The 20,493-nt window shown below is 50.3% G+C and carries 21 protein-coding genes; 2 read left to right on the forward strand and 19 right to left on the reverse strand.

From position 1 onward, the window contains the following. Nucleotides 1-11 precede the first annotated feature (11 nt). The 9 genes from DW817_RS07195 to DW817_RS07235 form a co-directional block, all read right to left on the reverse strand. Complete coding sequence (locus DW817_RS07195) at nt 12-593, reverse strand: aminodeoxychorismate/anthranilate synthase component II (protein WP_165851880.1); 582 nt, start codon at nt 591-593, stop codon at nt 12-14. Next, nucleotides 593-2,197: an anthranilate synthase component I gene (gene trpE / locus DW817_RS07200; protein ID WP_243634091.1), complete on the reverse strand. Its 1,605-nt coding sequence runs from the start codon at nt 2,195-2,197 to the stop codon at nt 593-595. The genes DW817_RS07195 and trpE overlap by 1 nt, the downstream gene beginning before the upstream one ends. A 317-nt stretch (nt 2,198-2,514) precedes the next feature. After that, nucleotides 2,515-3,636: a M20/M25/M40 family metallo-hydrolase gene (locus tag DW817_RS07205; RefSeq protein WP_120111855.1), complete on the reverse strand. Its 1,122-nt coding sequence runs from the start codon at nt 3,634-3,636 to the stop codon at nt 2,515-2,517. Nucleotides 3,637-3,690: 54 nt separating this feature from the next. Further along, nucleotides 3,691-4,878 (reverse strand): M20 family metallopeptidase, encoded by a 1,188-nt coding sequence (locus DW817_RS07210; protein WP_120111858.1) that lies wholly within the window; start codon nt 4,876-4,878, stop codon nt 3,691-3,693. A gap of 63 nt (nt 4,879-4,941) precedes the next feature. Then, nucleotides 4,942-5,781 (reverse strand): MetQ/NlpA family ABC transporter substrate-binding protein, encoded by an 840-nt coding sequence (locus DW817_RS07215; protein WP_009015420.1) that lies wholly within the window; start codon nt 5,779-5,781, stop codon nt 4,942-4,944. Between the two features lie 12 nt (nt 5,782-5,793). Then, nucleotides 5,794-6,456 carry a methionine ABC transporter permease gene (locus tag DW817_RS07220; protein ID WP_009015421.1) on the reverse strand — a complete coding sequence of 221 codons (663 nt, stop codon included), beginning with the start codon at nt 6,454-6,456 and terminating at the stop codon, nt 5,794-5,796. Next, nucleotides 6,456-7,478, reverse strand: a complete 1,023-nt coding sequence (locus tag DW817_RS07225; protein ID WP_009015422.1) for a methionine ABC transporter ATP-binding protein — start codon at nt 7,476-7,478, stop codon at nt 6,456-6,458. The genes DW817_RS07220 and DW817_RS07225 overlap by 1 nt, the downstream gene beginning before the upstream one ends. A gap of 642 nt (nt 7,479-8,120) precedes the next feature. Beyond that, complete coding sequence (locus DW817_RS07230) at nt 8,121-8,543, reverse strand: flavodoxin (protein ID WP_120111862.1); 423 nt, start codon at nt 8,541-8,543, stop codon at nt 8,121-8,123. A 53-nt stretch (nt 8,544-8,596) separates the two neighbouring features. Beyond that, on the reverse strand, nt 8,597-9,160 hold the full coding sequence (locus DW817_RS07235) for a DUF3793 family protein (protein ID WP_009015424.1): 564 nt from the start codon (nt 9,158-9,160) through the stop codon (nt 8,597-8,599). Nucleotides 9,161-9,555: 395 nt separating this feature from the next. Between DW817_RS07235 and DW817_RS07240 the strand changes: the two genes are divergently transcribed. Beyond that, nucleotides 9,556-10,932, forward strand: coding sequence for a cation:dicarboxylate symporter family transporter (locus DW817_RS07240; RefSeq protein ID WP_009015425.1), 1,377 nt, complete (start codon nt 9,556-9,558; stop codon nt 10,930-10,932). Between the two features lie 639 nt (nt 10,933-11,571). Here DW817_RS07240 and DW817_RS07245 read toward each other — a convergent pair. The 3 genes from DW817_RS07245 to DW817_RS07255 form a co-directional block, all read right to left on the reverse strand. Beyond that, nucleotides 11,572-12,990, reverse strand: coding sequence for a membrane protein (locus tag DW817_RS07245; RefSeq protein ID WP_009015426.1), 1,419 nt, complete (start codon nt 12,988-12,990; stop codon nt 11,572-11,574). Between the two features lie 226 nt (nt 12,991-13,216). Continuing rightward, nucleotides 13,217-14,392, reverse strand: a complete 1,176-nt coding sequence (locus DW817_RS07250) for a M20 family metallopeptidase (protein WP_014129079.1) — start codon at nt 14,390-14,392, stop codon at nt 13,217-13,219. A 129-nt stretch (nt 14,393-14,521) separates the two neighbouring features. After that, on the reverse strand, nt 14,522-15,832 hold the full coding sequence (locus DW817_RS07255; protein ID WP_120111866.1) for a serine dehydratase subunit alpha family protein: 1,311 nt from the start codon (nt 15,830-15,832) through the stop codon (nt 14,522-14,524). Between the two features lie 216 nt (nt 15,833-16,048). Between DW817_RS07255 and DW817_RS07260 the strand changes: the two genes are divergently transcribed. Continuing rightward, entirely contained in the window at nt 16,049-16,672 is a 624-nt protein-coding gene (locus tag DW817_RS07260) for a GntR family transcriptional regulator (RefSeq protein ID WP_016459923.1), read from the forward strand. 338 nt (nt 16,673-17,010) lie between these two features. Here DW817_RS07260 and rplL read toward each other — a convergent pair whose 3' ends face one another. The 7 genes from rplL to rpmG form a co-directional block, all read right to left on the reverse strand. Then, a complete protein-coding gene (rplL, locus tag DW817_RS07265; RefSeq protein WP_009016455.1) occupies nt 17,011-17,379 on the reverse strand; it encodes a 50S ribosomal protein L7/L12 in 369 nt (122 codons plus the stop codon). A gap of 60 nt (nt 17,380-17,439) precedes the next feature. Continuing rightward, nucleotides 17,440-17,973: a 50S ribosomal protein L10 gene (rplJ, locus tag DW817_RS07270; protein ID WP_021736675.1), complete on the reverse strand. Its 534-nt coding sequence runs from the start codon at nt 17,971-17,973 to the stop codon at nt 17,440-17,442. Nucleotides 17,974-18,135: 162 nt separating this feature from the next. Then, on the reverse strand, nt 18,136-18,837 hold the full coding sequence (rplA, locus tag DW817_RS07275; RefSeq protein WP_009016453.1) for a 50S ribosomal protein L1: 702 nt from the start codon (nt 18,835-18,837) through the stop codon (nt 18,136-18,138). A 59-nt stretch (nt 18,838-18,896) separates the two neighbouring features. Continuing rightward, a complete protein-coding gene (rplK, locus tag DW817_RS07280; protein WP_009016452.1) occupies nt 18,897-19,322 on the reverse strand; it encodes a 50S ribosomal protein L11 in 426 nt (141 codons plus the stop codon). Between the two features lie 19 nt (nt 19,323-19,341). Continuing rightward, complete coding sequence (gene nusG / locus DW817_RS07285; RefSeq protein ID WP_009016451.1) at nt 19,342-19,899, reverse strand: transcription termination/antitermination protein NusG; 558 nt, start codon at nt 19,897-19,899, stop codon at nt 19,342-19,344. A gap of 2 nt (nt 19,900-19,901) precedes the next feature. Beyond that, on the reverse strand, nt 19,902-20,126 hold the full coding sequence (gene secE / locus DW817_RS07290) for a preprotein translocase subunit SecE (RefSeq protein WP_009016450.1): 225 nt from the start codon (nt 20,124-20,126) through the stop codon (nt 19,902-19,904). Nucleotides 20,127-20,138: 12 nt separating this feature from the next. Continuing rightward, a complete protein-coding gene (gene rpmG / locus DW817_RS07295; RefSeq protein ID WP_009016449.1) occupies nt 20,139-20,303 on the reverse strand; it encodes a 50S ribosomal protein L33 in 165 nt (54 codons plus the stop codon). Nucleotides 20,304-20,493: the final 190 nt, after the last annotated feature.

The following is a 20,493-nucleotide window of genomic DNA, read 5'->3' on the forward strand; positions in this document are numbered from 1 at the left end:
ATATAACCTCCTTAGGAAAGCGCACCGACATGGCGCAGAAAATTTTCGATGATGCTGGCGCCCATGGGCGTCATGATGGATTCGGGATGAAATTGAAGTCCGTAGATTTCATAATCCCTATGACGCAGCCCCATGATTTCTCCAGCGTGAGTCTCCGCAGTGACTAGGAGTTCCGGTGGAAGGCTATCCCTTTCCACAATTAGGGAATGATAACGAGCTCCCTTGATGACGGGCGGAAGATTCTTAAAAAGCGGACAGGAGCGGTCAAGTTTGATGTCGTCCGCCTTTCCGTGGACAAGATGCGGAGCCAGGGTCACGGTCCCGCCAAAGACTTCTCCCATGGCCTGATGACCCAAGCAGACCCCTAGGATAGGGACCTGTCCTTTCAGTTCCTCAAGGACAGCTTCTGTTATGCCGGCCTCTTTTGGTTTTCCCGGTCCAGGGGAAAGGATGATGGCCTGGGGCTGAAGAGCAGCTGCCTCGGAAACAGTCAGGGAATCATTCCGTACAACCTGAACGGAAGGGGTCAGGGTTCCTACCGCTTGGTAGAGGTTATACGTGAAACTATCGTAGTTATCTATGATTAGGATCATCATTCTGCCTCCGTTGTTTTCATAAGTGCGTCTTTTACGGCGCCTGATTTGTTGAGGGTTTCCTGGAATTCATTTTCCGTTACGGAATCTGCCACAATACCGCCGCCCGATTGGAAATAAACGATATCTCCCCGTTTGACGGCTGTCCGGATGGTGATGCAGATATCCATATTCCCTGAAAAATCAAGATAGCCGATACCGCCGCCATAAGGACCGCGACGCCGCGGTTCAAGACCGTCCAAGATCTCACAAGCCCGGATTTTCGGAGCTCCGGATAAGGTCCCTGCCGGAAGGGCCGCACAGAGCGTATCAATGGCGTCAAGACCCTTTTTGAGCCGTCCTGTCACACGGCTTGTCAGATGCATGACATGGGAGAAACGTTTGACATGATGCAGGTCATGAACCTTGACGCTGCCAAATTCACTCACCTTCCCCACATCATTGCGGGCAAGGTCAACGAGCATATTATGTTCGGCCAGTTCCTTCGCATCGTGTGTCAGATCCTCTTCCAGCGCCTTGTCCTCTTTCTCCGTCCTTCCTCGGCGCCGCGTTCCTGCAATGGGCATGCTCGTAATGGTGTGCCCTTCAAGACGGATGAGTGTTTCCGGTGAGGAGCCTGCAATTTCCGTATCTCCCAGCTTCATGAGCATCATGTACTGGGAGGGGTTGGTCCGTCTAAGGACGCGGTAAAAGGAAAAGAGGTCCTTATCATAGGAAGCAGAAAAGCACTGGGAATAAACGGCTTGGAAAATGTCGCCTTCACGGATGAAGTGCTTGATGCGGGCGATGTTTTCGTTGTACAGTTCCCGCGTCTGGTTGGAAGAAATGGGGCCCAAGTGGGCTGTTCCTTCCTGAGGCGCTAGGACAGGGGTTTTCACGAGGGCTTCCATGGCATCAAGGTCCCTTATGGCCTTCTTGTACGTCTCGTCGATTGCGTCAGCCTTGGCGTTTACAATGAGAAAGAGAGTCTGTTTAAAAGCATCAAAGACGATGACCTTATCAAAGAGCAGGAGGTCAAAATCGGGAAAATCCGTGGCCTTTTTCGGATCAAAGCGCAGGCTCGGTTCACAGTACTGAATGAAATCGTAGGAAAAGTACCCCACAAAGCCTCCTGTAAAAGGCGGCAGGCCAGGGACCTTCGGATTCTGATATTCCTTCAGATAGTTCCGGATGAGGTCAAGGGGCGCCTTGCCGCTTTTTTGAGTGCCCTTACGGGTTTCCACAGTAACGGCAAAATCCTTGGCCGACAGGCGCAGCAGCGGGTCATAGCCGATAAAGGAGTAGCGGCCCCGAGCATCGATGCCCTCCAGGCTTTCAAGGAGAAAATAGCGGTCATGGTCCTTTCGGATAAGACTCATGAGCCCCAGGGGCGTCACCATGTCCGCCAAAAGCTGCCGGACGATGGGGACGGCGCCCCCACTTTCAGCAAGGCATCTTGCCTCAGTCAAACTTGTCTCTTTCACGATGATTTCCTCCTTCACATAAAAAACAGCGGGCATCTGGTTGACAAACGCCAGATACCCGCCCAAAAGGTCCTGATAAAACAAAAACGCCTGTCCTCTTACAAGGACAGGCGAAAGACCTGCGGTACCACCTTGCTGCACAGCAAAAGCCGTGCACCTCATTGCAGAATGCCAACACATTCCTCAGCCTTAACGCGGCTGGCACGTTGCGCCATACTCTCCGAAGATTTCTACGCACCCTCAGTGGTCCATTTGCCAGACTGCCACGATCCGGATTCCACCGTCCCGGACTCTCTTTGCGCACATCTTCTGACGTTATCTCCACATCACTGGTTTCTGATAGGGTTATTTAATTGATGGTGTCATCATACGCCCTGTTTTCCTTCTTGTCAACAAAAAAAGCAAAACCAACGAGAATCGGAGCGCACCTTGTTACACCCTGTATCATTCGTTACAATTTAGATATCAAGGATAAAGGACGCGAGCTGTTTGAGGCCCGGCGCAAGGCTCGATAGATCCAGTTCCTCATCCAAGGTATGGACGCCTTTTTCGTGGCCTACACCAAAGGCCATGGCCGGCAGTCCTCGGGAAAGGGCAATGTTGGCATCGGTCGAACTTGCCGCCCATTTCGTCATTTTTCCTTCCCGGCGGCGGATGCGCATGATTCGTTCGTAGATTTCATCCCGAAGGGGCCCGTCACCACAGGGGCGCTTGCCCAGGAGCAGGGTTTCAAGAGTGACGTCCGTTGCCTCATGACGCTTCAGGATGTCCATAAAGGCTGCGTCCAACTTTTGGAGTTCCGTCATGGAAACAGAGCGCATATCGACGGTAAATTCCACATCCGCCGCAATGGCATTGACCGTGCGTCCCCCTTGGATGGTACCCACGTTATACGTTGTCTTCGGCGTATGGGGAACGCGCAGGCCATAGAATTCCTCAATAATGGCACTTGCTGCTGCAATCGCGTTCTTCTCACCAAAATTGGCAAAGCTATGACCGCCGGGCGTCACGACATGGACGGCATAGCGATGGGAGCCGACGGCTTCATTGACAAAGCGTTCACTATCTCCATCAACGGCAATGAAAGCGCGGATCTTCTCCTGCCAGGTTTCCATCAGATGATGGGCACCTCGAAGATTGCCCAAGCCTTCCTCCCCAACGTTGAAACAAAAGATGGCAGGGACCTGCAGCTTAAGCTCATGGAACATCCTGATGAGAAAAAGGAGGGCCGCCACATTGGAACTATTATCGCCGATGGAGGGGGCCTTCATGATATGACCGTCGATTTCAGGCACAATCTCATCTACGCCTTCAAAGACCGTATCCATATGAGCTGTGTAGAGAAGGGGTTTTTCCTTGGCTTTTTCCAGCTGGTAGGGATAGACCACATTCCCAACCGCATCGAGATGGGCAGCCTCAGCCCCCATGTCCTTCAACGTCTTGAGGATAAAGGCTGCCTTTTTTGCTTCGTTTCCCGTCGGTGACGGCAGGGACGCGATCGCAAAAAGAAGACTGACATAATCCGCTTGATGGGCATCAATATAGGCATCGATCTTGTTTTTCAGTTTCAGGTCTTCCATGATTCCACCTCTGGTTTTTCTTTTTATTATATCATGAAAGGCGGCCGCCTCCTACTAGATGGCAGTCCCATCAAGCTTTCTGCCATACTCATCCACATACTCCAGAAAATAGGCCACACCTAGGGGCAGGGCCCGTTCATCAATATCAAACTGAGGGTTGTGCTGAGCTTTGCGCCTCTTTTCATCCTCAAACCCACCACCTAGGCAAAGCATCGCCTTAGGCGCGTCATATTTGGCAAAATCCTCACCGCCCATCCGAGGTTCTTCCGTAATGACCTTATCCCGCCCAAAGATTGCAGCCGCTGCCGCAAGACCTGTCTGCGTGACAGACGGATCGTTCACCATGACCGGCGTTCCATAATGATAACAAGCTTCAATGGTCGTACGTGTCGCCTCCCCGATTCCACGGGCGAGCCGTTCCAGCTGCTTAGGGAAATGTTCCCTAAGAGTAGGACTGAAGGTACGGCAGGTTCCCATAAGACGGGCCGTTTCGGGGATGACATTGCTCGTCTCACCGCTTTGGAAAGATGTAATGCCAATGACGGCAGCATCAAGGGCCTTGGTTTCCCTGCTCACCAAGGTCTGGACAGCATTATAGTAGGCAACACCAGCCGCTATAGGGTCTATGGCTTCTTCCGGATGGGCCCCATGACCACCCCTGCCTTTGATGAAAATATCGAAGGTATCGGACGCCGCCATGATGGGTCCTTCCTGAAGATTAGCCATCCCATAGGGCAGCATGCCTTGGATATGGATGGCAATCATGCGGGTAATCGCTTTTACAAGAGGATCCTCTTTCATGCGAAGGGCGCCGCTGTCGGCGATATATTCCTCGGCTGGCTGAAAGAGGAACCGCACGGTCAGGGGAAGGTCATCCTTTTTTTCCGCAAGGAGACGGGCCGTCACAAGGAGCATGGCAATATGCGTATCATGACCGCAGGCGTGCATGCATCCTTGATTTTGCGACACGTAAGGCGGATGGGCGGCTTCCGTTAGGGGGAGGGCGTCAATATCAGCCCTGATGCCAAGGACGACATCCTTGTTCCTTGCGCCTTCTAGCGTGGCAATCACCCCGGTTCCTGTTGAAACGACGGCAGGAATCCCCCATTTATCCAGATATTCGAGGATTTTTTGCTGTGTCCGCCTTTCTTTCCAGGATAGTTCCGGATGGGCATGAAAGTCACGTCGCAGGGTGACGAGTTCCTTAAAGGCCTGTTGGGCCCGGCTTAGGTTCGCATTCATAGGAAGGCTCCTTTCCCTAAAAAAGAGGCCATTGCCTGCGCAACAGCCTCCTTCATCTTTTCTTTATTTCTTTTCATTGTTCGGGTCAAACCACAGTCCCGTATTGTTCTTCTTCATATATTCAGCAAATTCTGGGGACTTGTAGGCTGCAGCAATGTCCTTAGCCCACTGGGCATCTTTGTTCTTGTCGCTCACAACGAGCTGGAGCAGGAGGTGCGGCAGGATGGTTTCCTTCAAAAGGGCCGTACTGGGATCGATTTTGGCATTATAGACGATGGACCCGGTGATGACAATATAGGCAAAATCAGTACGGACGGAAGGAATATTGAGGGATTTCATTTCCGTAAATTTCAGGTGATGGGGATTTTCCACAATATCCTGCTGGGTGACCGTCGCAAGATCCTTTTTCGGATCCAATTTGATCCAGCCGGCCTTCTGGAGCAGGGCATAGGCACGGGCCGTATTGGAAGCGTCATTAGGGACCGCAATGGTATCTCCATCCGCAACCTGGTCAAGGCTTGTCTTACTGCCTGCGTAGATTCCAGCCGGCACCGTCGGGATTGGGGTCAGGGCAACAAGATGACCCCCCTGCTTCTTATTGAAGTTTTCCATATAAGCCGTATGCTGCTCGACATTAAAGTCCACTTCCCCTTCATTGAGGGCGATATCCGCCTGGAGCAGGTCACTCATATCCTTGCCCGTAATCTTATAGCCTTTTTTCTCCAAGATGGGCTTGACCCCTTTTTCAAAAAGGTCGCTGTACGGTCCCTGGGATTTACTGAAGGTCAGTTCCTTCTTATCCGCGGCTTGTTTCTTATCGCTGCCGCAGCCTGCGGCCAGACCGGCAAAGACAAGGACGGCAAGGGCTGCACCCAGCGTTTTTTTCCACTTCGTAAGATTCATGATGATTCCTCCCTATTCATGATTTCTTGATTTAAAGGCAAAATGGTTGCCCACGGTTTGGATGATCTGCACAAAGATAATGAGAATGACTACCGTTAGAAACATGAGCGGTGTATTCATCCGTTCATAGCCATACGTCAAGGCCAGATCCCCGACGCCGCCGGCTCCAATTGCACCGGCCATGGCCGTGGCCCCTAAAAGGCCGATTGTCCCTGTCGTAATGGAAAGGATGAGGGATCCTTTTGCTTCCGGCAGGAGAAAATACCAAATGATTTCAAAATAGGATGCTCCCATCGCCTGAGCGGCTTCAATGATGCCTCGATCGACATCAAGCAGGGAGTTTTCAAAAAGACGCGTGAGATAAGGTGCAATGAAGATGACAAGAGGCACCAAAGCAGCTGTTGTCCCAATCCTTGTTCCAACAACCATCTTGGTCAGGGGCATGATAAAGACCATGAGGATGATGAACGGAACGGAACGAACCGTGTTGATGATCGTATTGAGGATCCCATAGATGAAACGGTTCGGCAGGATGCTGTCGCTTCTTGTAAGTACCAGGGCAAAAGCCATGATCATGGCAAGGACTGTGCCGGCAGCAAGCGATACAAAAACCATGTAGGCAGTCTGTTTGGCTGCCAGGATCAGCTGCGCATTGGAAACGCCAAGTTCCGGCATTACGCATCAACCTCCTTCCAACTAAGACCATGCTCATCAAAATATGCCTTGGCTTTTGGGACGCCATCATGTTCGTTGATGACTTCAATGATAAACAGTCCCAATGCCTCCCCCTGCAGTTCACAGACATTGGCAAAAAGGATATTGGTTTCAACGCCCAGATCATGATTGAGATGATAAAATAGGTTTTCCGCTGCTTCGTCCCCTAGGAAGCGAACCCGGAGAAGCTGGTAGGGCCTTGATTCAGCCTTTAGTTTTTCAAGAACGGACTGCGGCACTTCATTGGGGATGACCGTCTTTACAAAACGTTTCGTGATTTCTTTCTGGGGATCGCTGAAAACATCCAGAACAGATCCCTGCTCCACGACGCGCCCTAATTCCATAACAGCCACCCGATTGCAGATCTTTTGGATGACGTCGATTTCGTGGGTGACGATAAGGATCGTAATGCCCAGCTCCTTATTGATGCGTTTTAGGAGCTGCAGGATCTGCTCCGTTGCCACGGGATCCAAGGCACTTGTCGCTTCATCGCACAAGAGAATGGATGGGTTCGTCGAAAGCGCCCTCGCAATACCCACACGCTGTTTCTGCCCGCCTGAAAGCTGACTGGGATAGGCATCCTTCTTGTCAGAAAGACCCACAAACTGGAGCAGTGTCGTTACGGTCCGCTCCATCTGCACCGCATCAGTTTTGTTGAGAATCAGGGGCAGGGCGACATTTTCATAGACGGTTCGGCTTTCCAACAGATTGAACTGCTGGAAAACCATGCCGATTTTCTTTCTCATGCGCCGCAGTTCATCATGGCTTTGCGCCAAGATATTGACGCCATTGATGAGAACTTCCCCCTCTGTGGGATCCTCCAAGCGGTTCACCATGCGCAGGAGCGTCGATTTCCCGGCGCCGCTGAATCCAATGACACCAAAGATATCCCCATCTGCAATGGAAAGGTTCACATCCTGAAGGGCATCTATCATGCCTGATGCTGAGGAAAAGCGTTTGCTAAGATGCTTGAATTCAATCATGGGTTCCTCTCTCCTTCCTGATGATGATTGGTGTGGGGGGACAGACAAAACCGCCCCAGCGTTCCGCTGCTTTTTTCTTTTGGATAAACACGGCAAATTCCCTCTTTTCCCCAAAAAAGAAAACCCCCGCCTCCTAAGAGACGACGGTTCGTGGTTCCACTCTCATTCACTGGGAAAGGTCCCAGTCTTACGTCCTTGGTAACGGGGCGGGCCCCGTGACAGCTTACTGTTTATTTCAGCCATCCAGCTCGCGGAGGCATTCCCACAAGAACTGGATCCGAACCTGCTTGCACCGGTATGCAGGTCTCTCTAGCGGCCATTTCCTATGGTACTTGTTCCGTTCCTTGCCTTTCACAATATGTGCATATCATACTATTAAACTATGTATTTGTCAACAAGTCAGCAATCTTTTATTGAAAAAACTTTGAGTTCTATGTTGATACAATAACAGATGGATTATATCATACATTTATCATTTTGTGTAATATTATTATTGATATGATTTTTAATCTACCAGAAGGATGGCAAGTCTTTGGCATACAAAAAAAGACCTGGAACGAAGAGAGGTACGTTCCAGATCTTAAGGTGCCTTAAAAAGGCTGTACAGGGGAGATCAATCTATGACAAGCTTAGGGGAAAGGCTCATGCCAGAACTTTCCCAAGCTCCTTACACTGTGTTAGGCCAGCATCATCAGGGGATCCGTTGAGGATCAAGGGATTGGCGGCAAGCGTAGCTCCGCTTGCGACAGCATCATCTTTCCAGTAGTCCATCCATTCACCGGTGCCCCATCCGTAAGAGCCAAAAAGAACGATGGATTTACCGGACAGTTTTCCTTTGACATCATCCCACATCGGCTGGAATTCACTTTCTTCAAGAACTTCGCTTCCCATGGCGGGACAGCCAAAGGCAAGGCCATCATAGGTACTGGGATCAAGGCTTGCAGCTTCCGCGGCTGTCATGACAGAAACATCAGCACCCGCTTCTTTCATGCCTTCGGCAACAGCGTTGGCCATTGCTTCCGTATTGCCCGTTCCGCTCCAATAAATTACAGCTGTTTTTTTCATGTCAATCGTCCTTTCGCAAATTCTGAGGTATCAAAAATGGTCCCATGGGAAACTTACGCTACAAGAAGCCGTTCCAGCGGGCTGCCTTGGGCATAACATTCACAATAAACACGGGTACATTTCTGGCATTTTTCAAAAAAGTGCCGTGCCCGGGCGGGGTTGGTGTAAGCTTTCCAACAGCCCGAGCAGAGGCCTTTTTCCTTGGGAGAAGCCATGTACGCCTTCACATCATCCAGGGGATAATCAAGGAGAACTCCAATTTCATGGGGGAAGGAAGCCCGCTTTGCGAGTCGTAAGGAAATCTCGGTTAGGTGATCCTGCCAGTGGGAACCGGTATAGCCCAAAGAGCTGAAAAATTCCGGCACCCCATCCTCCTTCATGATGCGGTCAAGGTGACAGGGACGATATACGAACAGAAGGCCGCTTCGCTTTACCATGTCAAAGCTCAGCATTTCGAGGAAAAGGTTCCTTTTCGCCAGCCGTATGGCAATCCGGCTGATCAAAGCAAAGGGGCTGACCAAAGGCGGAAAGACAAAGCGGAAGAGACTTGCCGCTTTGAGTCCAGCCAATGTCGGCGCACACTGCCGAACAAGTTCCATCTCCAAAAGGCGCTCCATACGTACCTCCCGATCCGCCCGTCCCGCTTCGTTCCAGGGGAGTGAAAACGAAGCGGAAGTCAGCGGAAAATAAGTTGTAATTAGTTCAAACTAACCAATACACATGAAAGAAAAGAGGGTTAAAAGAACTGTGTTGAACTGTTGGTTAGTCTTTACTAACTGTGCATAGTATAACATGAGTCTTTTCCCTTTGCAACCCCTTTTTTAAAAAAATCCATTTCTTTTAAAAAGTCTGTTTTCCCCGTTCTTATCCTATTTTTTATGGACTGCCCCTGCTGCAGTCTTTGTAAGATGATCTTTTGATGAGTTATTATTGACAAACTCACTGTCTGTGGGTATACTCTCAAATTAATTCATACTTACGCAGTATATTTTATGCAGAAAGGACGTACATTATGGAACTTCACTTTTTCAAGGAATTTCTCATGATCAGTCACCCCACCACCGTTTTTCTTCTCCTCGTTTTTCTTTTGATTCTCGCCATGATCCATCATTTGGAGAAAAAAGGCACCTCTTTTGGAAAACTCGTGACCATTGGCACCGTATCAGGTGCCCTCCTAGGGATTTTTATTCAGGTCCTCGCCGGATTTCCGGACGCTCCAACAAAAGTGGTCTTTATTAAGGAGGCCACCAAATGGTATTCCCTTGTCGGCGGCGGGTTCATCGACCTCATCCGTATGCTTGTTGTCCCCTTGGTCCTTACTTCCATCATCCACGTCATCCTTCATATGAATGAAGGAACAAACCTCAAGAAACTCGTTGGCGCCATGCTTGCCACAAACCTCGGTATGGTAGCCCTTGCGGCCATCGTTGGACTGTCCCTGGGCAGCCTCTTTGGTCTCGGTGCCGGCTCAAGCGCTGTAGAAGGCGCCAGCAAGATGCGTGACGTAAAGCCTGTCGTCGATACGTTCCGGGCCCTGATTCCGATGAATCCGGTCAAGGCCATGGCCGATACGAATGTCATTGCCGTCGTCATCTTTGGCGTTGTCATTGGCGGCATTGCCCAGCTCATCAAGAAAACCGGCACAAACAGCCTGGAGGCCTTTACAAAGCTCTTTGACGAGCTCCACCTCATCATGGGATGGGCCTGTGATTTTATCATTGGCCTCATGCCTTATGGCGTGGTTGCCCTGCTGGCAAATACCCTTGCCACAAGAGGCCTTAAAGCAGTCATGGATATGGGCCTTTTCATCCTCCTGCTGTATCTGGGCCTTGCCATTATGTTTGCTGCAGAAGCGCTCCTGCTCACCGTTTTTGGGGTAAACCCTCTCACCTATTTCAAGAAAGCCAAAAGTCCCCTTGTCCTTGCCTTTACTTCCCGTTCTTCCATGGGCGTCCTGCCCCTTACGGTCGAAACCCTCACCCATCGTCTGGGCGTTTCAACAACGACGGCCAATACGGTGGCAAGTTTTGGGACAACGGCAGGGATGCAGGGCTGTGCAGGGGTCTTCCCCGGCCTGGTTGTGGTCTACATTGCCAATGTATCCGGTATTCCTTTTGACCTGACCTTATTTATCATGAGCATAGTGGTTATTGCCTTAGGGTCCATCGGCATTGCGGGTGTTCCCGGTACAGCGACCATGGCCGCTTCCGTCTCCCTCAGTGGGACTGGTCTTGGCGCCTACTTCTCCTCCATCTCCCCCGTCCTTGCCATTGATCCGATCATCGATATGGGCCGTACCATGCTGAACGTATCCGGATCCATGACAAACGCCATTGTCGTGGATAAGATCATGGGAACCTTTGACGAAGAAGCCTTCAAAAAAGAATAAGGTAGAATCAAAAAGCCTCTGCCGCAATGGCAGGGGCTTTTTTGTTGGATGGCTGTCCAAGGACAGGCAGAATGCAGGCTGTGGTACTGGGCTGCTAAAGCCTTACAAAACGACGGCCTAAGGCAAGGCTCTGCAGTCAAGCAAGGGACGGTAAGGCGCGGTGCCTGACCGTGTCCTCCGGACAGGGCGCCGAATTGATTTTCGTTAACACGGTCCGTGAGCCGAATCACTTTGACGGGGTCTTGCGATTAGCGGTTTTGGACCATCGAAAGATATTCCTCGCTGACCGCTCATATGGAAACGCCAGGCAAAAACTATCCGTCTTATCCCCCACCGAAAGGGCAGGCTTGCTTCATTTTGATGAGGCAACGTACGCCTTTCGGGTTTCCGCCTTGGTCAGGCGGAACGGCATTTTCCGCCCTGGGGACAAAACACGGAGGAAAACCATAACGTGAGCCCTGAACTTAGACGCAAGTCCAAGGCTTTTTACGTGCAGGAGCTGATTCATAAGGAATTTAACAAGGGAGGGCCGCTGCTATGAAAGATCGGCGCGATCTGTGCGCCGAGTAAAAAATAAGAAATGCCCCTTACCAAATGCGCGTTGTGCATTCGGTAAGGGGTATTGCGATTGCAATTTTCTTACAGCGGAAGTTTGTGGATGATAATGGAGAAGATGACCATGATGAAGGTAGCAAGAGGCTGCGTAGCCCCATAAGAAACAGCTGGTTCATCACACTCCAAGGCATCAACAGCAGCGCCAAGGCCCGGGGCACTCGTCATGCCGCCCGTAATGGCACCGGAAAGCAGGGTCCAATTGATACGGAAAACATAATGACCCAACAGGAAGCCGGCAAGAATGGAAATGAGGGCAACCAGGGCGGAAATGATAGCCACCATATAGCCATCACCCGTTACAGCATCAACGACACGGAACCCATAGTTGAGGCCCGTTCCGGCAAGAAAGACAGACAGGAAATAGGTGCGCATCTTACCAAGGACAGTGCTGTTCATACGGAAATGGATAGGACCAAGCTGACCCAGTGCGCCCAAGGCCAAGGCCACAAGGATAGCGCCGCCCGTCGCGCCGAGGGAGAACCAGCCCAAAGGTCCCATGTAGATGCGGATGGACCCGACCACATACCCTAGGAAGGCGGCAAGGGAAAAACCAATGAAATCCATGGCGACTTCCTGATGTTTTTCCGTCACAAGGCTTGCGTCATTCTTGATATCAAGCGCCTTTTGCGCAAAATACCGTTTCTTTTCGTCTTCGACATCAAGGCCAAAGATCTTCGGAATCAGGTTAATGGCAAGGATCAAGAAGAGAACCCCAAAAGGATAACCGATGGAGTGTCCCACGCCAACGCCGGCCTTTGCCTCCGTGACAAAGACTTCAACATCTTCTTGGGAAAGGGACTGGGTCCCTTCCAGCGTCAGCGGAGCCGGTGCGGATTCATGACGAAGCTTGGCATCACGGACGCGGGCGCTGTTGATGATGGCAATGATCTTTTTTCTGGCTGATTCCGGCTGGCTGCCAAATTCCATGCCCAATCGTCTAGCCTCGCTGTCAGACGACTCCGTAGCCGCGGCAAGACCCGTGGAACTTGTCAGGGCGCCCGTATAGGTCCCGGTCATCTGGAAAGGACTCATATCCTGCAGGAGCTGGCTCGAACCATAGGAAGCAACTGCTCCAACAAAGGGAATGAAGATGGCGAGGATAACAAACTGCTTGCCAAATTTCGTCAAGGCATATTTCATATCACTGGCAGCAAGAAGACCCGTCCCCACAATAAAGACAAGAAGTGCCAGGTTCATAAGCGGACCGGGGATGACCTTTCCCTGCATGACAGCCATAGCAGAGGCAAAATAGCGGCTTTCTTTAGGAACGCCCGCTGCATATTGGGTCAGGAAATAGCCAATGACCAGACCAACAAACAAGGTTCCTGTAATGCCGAACTTGAATTTTCCAATCTTCAGTTCGCCAAAAAGGTTGCCCAAGGTCATGGTTAAAAATAAGAGGACCAAGGGATTAAAGAAAAATGCGACAAAATTGAAGTCCATACTGTACCCCCTCGATTGAGAAAAATAATAAAATATGAGTTTTTCTCGAAATTTTTTTATATTATACTGAAAAGCTCATGATTCGGACAAGACTTTTCCCATGAACATTTTTTCATCCCCTATGAAAAGCTTTCAACGTTTTTATTTTTAGTATGAAATGAAAAAAAATCGGAGAAAAGGCAACAATTCCAGTTCCTTTCTCCGATTCACCGTAATTTTTGTAACGTTACTTGGAAAGTTCCTTTTCCCACTCCCGTACATATTCAGCAAAATATTCAACGCCCAATAAAAGAGCCCTTTCATCGATATCATAGTGGGGACTGTGCTGCGGATAGCGCCGCGACGCGTCAGCAAAGCCACCGCCTAAAAGGAGCAGGGCTTTAGGATTATCATATTTGGCAAAGTCCTCGCCGCCCATCTGCAATTCCCAATCAACGACATGATCCTTGCCAAAAACCGTCTCACAGGCTCTGCGTCCTGTATCCACACAGGCTGCATCGTTGATCGTGGGCGGCGGTCCAAAATGGTATTCCGTGCGGATCTTGGCCCTTGAGGTTTCCCCTACACCGCGGGCCACCCGTCTAAGGATGCCAGGATAGGCCTCGCGCAGTGTGGGGCTGAAGGTACGGGCTGTCCCCGATAGATGAGCCGATGCGGGAATGACATTGCTCGTTGTCCCAGCCTGAAAAGTGGTCACGGATAGGACGGCCGGTTCCAGAGGATTGACTTCACGGCTGACCACGGTCTGGAGTGCGTTCACAAATTCAGCTCCAGCCACAATGGGATCTATGGTCTGATGCGGCAGGGCGCCGTGACCACCCTTTCCTTCGATATAAACATCAAACGTATCCGCCGCGCTCATGACAGGTCCATAGCGCAGGGACGCTGTACCAACAGGGATCTTGCTCCAAATGTGGAGGGCAATGAGCCGTTCGCATTCCTTTACAAGCGGCTCATCCTTCATATATGTGGCACCGCTGTTGGCAATTTCTTCTTCCGCTGGCTGAAACAAAAAGCGCACCGTCACGGTCAGTTCGTCTTTCATGGCCGCAAGGACCTTAGCCGTGCCAAGGAGGATCGTAATATGCGTATCATGGCCGCAGGCATGCATAGTCCCTTCTTTTTCCGAGGCATAAGGGGCTCCGGTTTCTTCCTTGATGGGAAGGGCATCGATATCGGCACGGATGCCAATGATATGGTCTGACGAATGAGGCCCTTTAAGAGTAGCCACAAGACCGGACGTGGTCGATGGGACATAGGGAATACCTAATTCATCCAAATAAGTCATGATCTTTTTTTGTGTATTAAATTCTTTCCAAGATGGTTCAGGGTGAGCATGAAAATAGCGGCGCAGCTCCACAAGCTCGTCTTCCATGGCCCTTACTCGTTCCTTGATTTCCATAGAAAGCCCTCCTTTAGGGAAAAAATACCCCGTTCTTACCCCTTGGTATAGCCTATTTCCTAGTAAATTGCAAGGTATTTTTCATAAAAAAAGAAGGAGGCTCCTCTAAAGAAGCCTCCTCAGACCCTCTTAGCAAACGTAATCCTTAGGATCGATCTGACCGATCATGACATTGAGGATATCCGTATCGGTCCCCTTCATGCCAATTTTGCCGATGTATCCAATGTTGCGAATGGTATCCTCGATGTCCTTTTCAACAATGCCTTCCCCACCTTTAAAGACCCGGTCCTTCATGCTCATGGCATGGGCCATAAGCGCGGCCTGAAGGGAGGAAGCAATCTTGGCGGCGCAGCTGGGTTTGGCCCCGTCACAAAGGATGCCGCCCACATTGGCGAGGGTATTGGTGACAGTCTTAGCCATTTTCCGGGCGTCTCCATTCGTTGCCATAAAGGTGATGGCCGCACCGGCCCCGGTAGAAGCACTCACAGCGCCGCAGAAAGCGGAAAGAGGACCAATATAGTGCTTGATATAGATGGAGACCAAGTTACTCACAATAAGGGCACGGAGCGTCTCGTCATGACTCTTCTTCCATGCCTCGGCATAGGTGATGACGGGCAGGGAAACCGTAATGCCTTGGTTCCCCGAACCGGAATTGATCACGACGGGTTTCGGGCAGCCGCTCATGCGGGCATCACTGCCGGCAGCCGCCCGAGCAACGGCCCGGAACTTAACATCACTGCCATAAGTTTCAAGGAGGGTCCTGCCCACCTCTGCGCCCCAGGCGCCTGTCAAGCCTTCGTCGCTGATTGCCGTGTTGTAAGTCATCTGAGTTTCAAGAAGCGCCTTCACCGCTTCAAGATCGACGGTTCTGGCATACTCAATGAGCCCCTGGAAGGTCATCCTGGTCCGGTCCCCTTTTCCCTTGCTTCCGGCACCTTGGGCCGTCCCCGTCCGGTCCAGGAGAACGGTTCCGTCCTGGACCATCTTCACGATGTTTGTATGGGTTCCGTCAATGATCACTTCCGCCATATGGTCCCGGCCATACAAAGTCACATCAATATAAAGATTGGCTACGCCTTCAGCCAGCGTCACTTCACAGATATCCCTTTCGACCAGATTACGGCAGGCTTCTCGGTCCTCATCCGTCACACCGGCAATGACTTCGAGGGCCTTATCACTGTCACCGCCTACGATACCAAGGGCCGCCGCTGCAGGAATCCCTTTCTGACCGCCAGAATTGGGCACAGTGACGCCTTTTACGTTCTTAATGATATTCCCTGAGCAGTTCACAGTAAAACGCTCCAGATCGCCTTTAAAGAGGCTTTTCGCCTTCGCCGCGGCATAGGCAATCGCAATGGGTTCCGTGCAGCCCATTGCGGGGATCAGTTCTTCGTGCAGAATGACCGTATAATTGTTCATTTCTTCCTGTGTCAAGGTCATGATTGATTTCCCTCCCAAAAATCATCAGAGTAGTCGGATTATTATATTAGTAATCATATCACTGTTATGATTAATTGGGAAGCCCTTTTTGAAAAATCATGATCAAAACCAAATTGGAGGTTTAATTTATAGTGTTATAATATGAAATAAATCATTGTCAAATTATCCAAATTAGATTAAGATATAGGTATTATGTCAGGGAAGGAAGGTTCAGCCATGAAAGAACCGTCACTTAAGGAAAAAGTCAGAAATGCCATTTTAGAGGGAATTTTTTCAGGGGAATACCAACCAGGGGACATCCTCAATGAGAAAAGTCTCATCGAAAAATACGAATGCAGCAAATCGCCCGTCCGGGAAGCCCTGATGACCCTGTGTAACGAGCGCGTCCTTCGCAACATGCCTCGCTATGGTTACGAAGTCACGCGCCTTACGATGGACGATATCAACGAAATGCTGGAATTCCGCCTCTACTTGGAGCACGGAATTGTGTCCCGTGTCATCAAAAGCCTTACGGAACCTCAAATTGCCGCGTTAGAACCTCTCAATGAACTATGCCTGCGTGACGATTTGCCGCCCCGCAAACATTGGGAATGCAATATGGATTTCCACAAGGCCCTGCTTCGTCTGGGTCGTAACGCTTATGCCGATGAACAGCTGTCTTCCTGCATGAGCCGCATGAGCCGTGCCTATGCTCAGTTCCGCTGGGGAATGGACTCTGGTGTCCTGCATGTCAGCGATGACTGCAAACACCACAAGGATATCTTGAAGGCCCTCCGGGCCCATGATGCGGATGCTCTCTTCGAGGCCCTCGATAAGGACCTGCGTGATTTCAGCGTGTAAATATGAACCCCTGAGAAGAACCATGTAAGGGTCCTTCCCAGGGGGATTTCTTCCTGTAAGTAAGATAAGGAGGGTCAAGCTCGCGAGTGTATCTTTCACTGGTTTTCTCGTCTAAGATGCGCTTGCAGCTTGAAATACGCAGGGAAAAAGGCTGCACCCCTTTTTAATGTATGTTCTATCTAAGGGAATATGAACACGTGAGCGATCCGAAATTTATAGCAAACCTTTTTATGCAAGGATGGGGTGAGGAAAGAACAATTCCTCACCCCATCCCTTATTGTAGAACAAAAAAAGACTGCAGAGGAAACTCCTCTGCAGTCTTTTTCAATCAGCCAAGATTATTTCAGTTCAACCTTAGCGCCAGCTTCTTCCAGCTTAGCTTTCATAGCTTCAGCATCAGCCTTGGAAACGCCTTCCTTCAGGGTGTTAGGAGCGGAATCAACAGCGGCTTTGGCTTCTTTCAGGCCCAGGCCGGTCAGTTCACGAACAACCTTGATTACGTTGATCTTGCTGGCACCGCAGTCAGTCAGGACAACATCGAATTCGGTCTTTTCAGCAGCAGCAGCACCGCCGGCAGCAGGAGCAGCAGCAACAGCTACAGGAGCAGCAGCGCTAACGCCGAATTTTTCTTCCATAGCCTTAACGAGGTCAGCGAGTTCGAGCACAGTCATGCTCTCAATGGCTTGCATGATTTCTTCTTTAGTCATTTTAAATTCCTCCAAAATTTTTAAATAGAATATGTTTAGGTCGCAGAATCGAACCAACCATTAGGCAGATTCCTGTTCTTTCTTTTGACGAACGGCGTCGACAACGTAAACAAAGTTACGCAGCGTACCGTGAAGGACGTTGACGAGTCCAGAAATCGGGGCCTGCATGCTGCCGATGAGTTTGGCAAGCAGGACTTCGCGGCTCGGCAGATCTGCCAGGGCTTTGACTTCGTCAAGACCGATGACGGCACCATCAAGGATACCAGCTTTGATTTCAAGGGCTTTGTGGTCCTTTGCGAATTCGGAAAGGATCTTAGCAGGAGCAACAGGATCTTCAGCAGAAAATGCCAATGCCGTGTTGTGTTCGAGGAAACTGTCAAGCCCTTCGATTCCTGCTTCTTTAGCAGCGATACGGACGAAGGTGTTTTTCGCAACCATGTACGTTACACCAGCTTCACGCATCTTTCTTCTCAGATCCGTGTCTTCTGCTACGGTCAGACCGCAGTAGTCAACGAGAATGACACCTTTGGAGCCAGTCATCAGATCCTTGAGTTCGGCTACTTTCGCAGCCTTTTCAGGACGAATGCTATGCATCAAGAAACACCTCCTTGCGTTTAGATATATGAATCAATGAAAAGACCTCTCGGCAGGCCGCCGGAGGTCGTATTTATCCAAACACTCCGACCTAGGCAGGCGTTTTGTAACGTTAGGCTTACGCACCTACTGTCTGCGGTCCGATGGTCATTTTCGAATTGATTACTTGTTGCTGTCGGCTTTCAGCACATCGATGTGAACGCCAGGGCCCATGGTGGTGGACAGGGTAACACTCTTGATATACTGGCCTTTTGCGCCGGAGGGTTTTACTTTGATCAGCGTGGAGATCAGGGTAATATAGTTATCCAGCAGTTTATCAGCATCAAAGGAAACCTTGCCGATAGAGGTCTGTACGTTACCGGCTTTATCGGTACGGTACTCAATCTTACCAGCTTTGATTTCATTTACGGCACGGGTTACATCCATGGTAACCGTTCCGACTTTTGGGTTCGGCATGAGGCCTTTAGGACCGAGGAGTTTACCAAGGCGGCCAACCACACCCATCATGTCAGGCGTTGCTACGCAGACGTCAAAGTCGAACCAGCCGCCTTTGATCTTGTCAGCGAGCTCTTCAGCACCAACAAAGTCAGCACCTGCATCCTGAGCTTCCTGAGCTTTTGCACCGCGGGCAAAAACAAGAACAGTCTTGGATTTACCAGTACCATGGGGCAGAACCAGAGCACCGCGGACCTGTTGGTCAGCATACTTCGGATCGACACCGAGGCGAACGGAGCATTCAACAGTGCTGTCGAATTTGGTGACGGAAGTCTTTTTAACCAGTTCAACAGCTTCTTTTGGAGTATATGCCTTGCCAGCTTCGATCAGCTTTGCAGCATCGGTATACTTCTTACCAGCTTTAGTCATTGTACTTTTTCCTCCTAGTGGTGCGAGCGGCTTTCGCCTCCCACTGATTGAGACTCAAATCAGTCTTCTACGACAATACCCATGCTGCGGGCAGTGCCTTCGACCATGCGCATAGCAGCTTCAACGTCTGCAGCGTTCAGGTCCTTCATTTTGGTTTCAGCGATTTCCTTGACTTTGTCACGTTTGATCGTCGCTACTTTGTTCTTGTTCGGTTCGCCGGAAGCTTTATCGATACCAGCGGCCTTTTTCAGAAGGACAGCAGCGGGAGGAGTCTTCGTGATGAAGGTAAAGGAACGGTCTTCGAATACCGTAATTTCAACAGGGATGATGAGACCAGCCTGTTTTTCGGTGCGGGCATTAAAGTCCTTGACGAAGGCCATGATGTTGATACCAGCCTGACCAAGTGCCGGGCCTACAGGAGGTGCCGGAGTTGCCTTACCAGCAGGAACCTGCAATTTTACCATCTTAATGACTTTCTTTGGCATATCAATTCCACCTCCTATCTTACTCTATTGCTTCTACTTGAGAGAAGTTGACTTCAACCGGAGTGACGCGGCCGAACATTTCGATCATGACTTTGACCTTCTGCTGTTCGTCGCTGATCTCCGCCACCGTTCCTACCATATCATTAAAGCCGGGGGCTTTAATACGAACGGTCTGATCTAATTCAACGGGGCATTTCATGCGAATCGGAGCTTCCACGGAAGCTTCCTTCTTCCCAGTGGACTGTTTCCCGAGAATACGCGCTACTTCGCGTGGGGATAAAGGAATGGGTTTGGTGCCCGTGCCGACAAAACCGGTAACACCCGGCGTATTGCGGACAGCGTACCACGTGCGGTCGTCAACAATCATTTCAATCAGGACGTAGCCGGGGAATACCTTGCGGCTCACAACCTTCTGCTGGTCGTCTTTGGTTTCTAGTTCGTCCTGCATGGGGACGAGAACCTGGAAAATCATGTCTTCCATCCCTAGGGAATGGACCTTACTCTCCAAATTCAGTTTCACTTTGTTTTCATACCCGGAATAGGTATGAATGACATACCAGTGTCTTTGACCTTCCATGCTTATTGCACTCCCATCACTAAACGGAACAGTACGGAGAAGACAGCATCAATTGCCCAAATTAAGAGGGACGACGTGATGGCAGCAACAATGACCGTTGCCGTATATCCACCCAGTTCCCGCCGATTGGGCCAAGCTACCTTTTTCATTTCGTTCTTCACATCCCGGAAGAACCCCAACGCTCCGCCGGAGCTTTTTACATCGGGAGTGAGTTGAGTCGATGCCATAATTGCTCCACCTTATTTCGTTTCTTTATGCAAAGTGTGCTTTTTGCAGAATTTGCAGTACTTCTTGATTTCGATACGGTCCGTATCGTTCTTCTTATTCTTCGTGGTCTGGTAGTTGCGCTGTTTGCACTCGGTGCAGGCCAGGGTAATACCAATACGATTGTTGTTCGCAGCCATGTTTTAACACCTCACTTACATTCAAAATCCCTCAAAGTTGCCTATATAGACTATCATACAAGGATGCAGATGTCAACATAAAAATGTGGGACCGACCTGTCCTGTGTCGGTCCCACATCCTAGGCCTCTGCGGCTCAATTATTCTTCGATTTCGGTAACAACACCAGCGCCAACGGTACGGCCGCCTTCG

Source organism: Acidaminococcus sp. AM33-14BH (assembly GCF_003603525.1).
Taxonomy (GTDB): Bacteria; Bacillota; Negativicutes; order Acidaminococcales; family Acidaminococcaceae; genus Acidaminococcus; species Acidaminococcus intestini.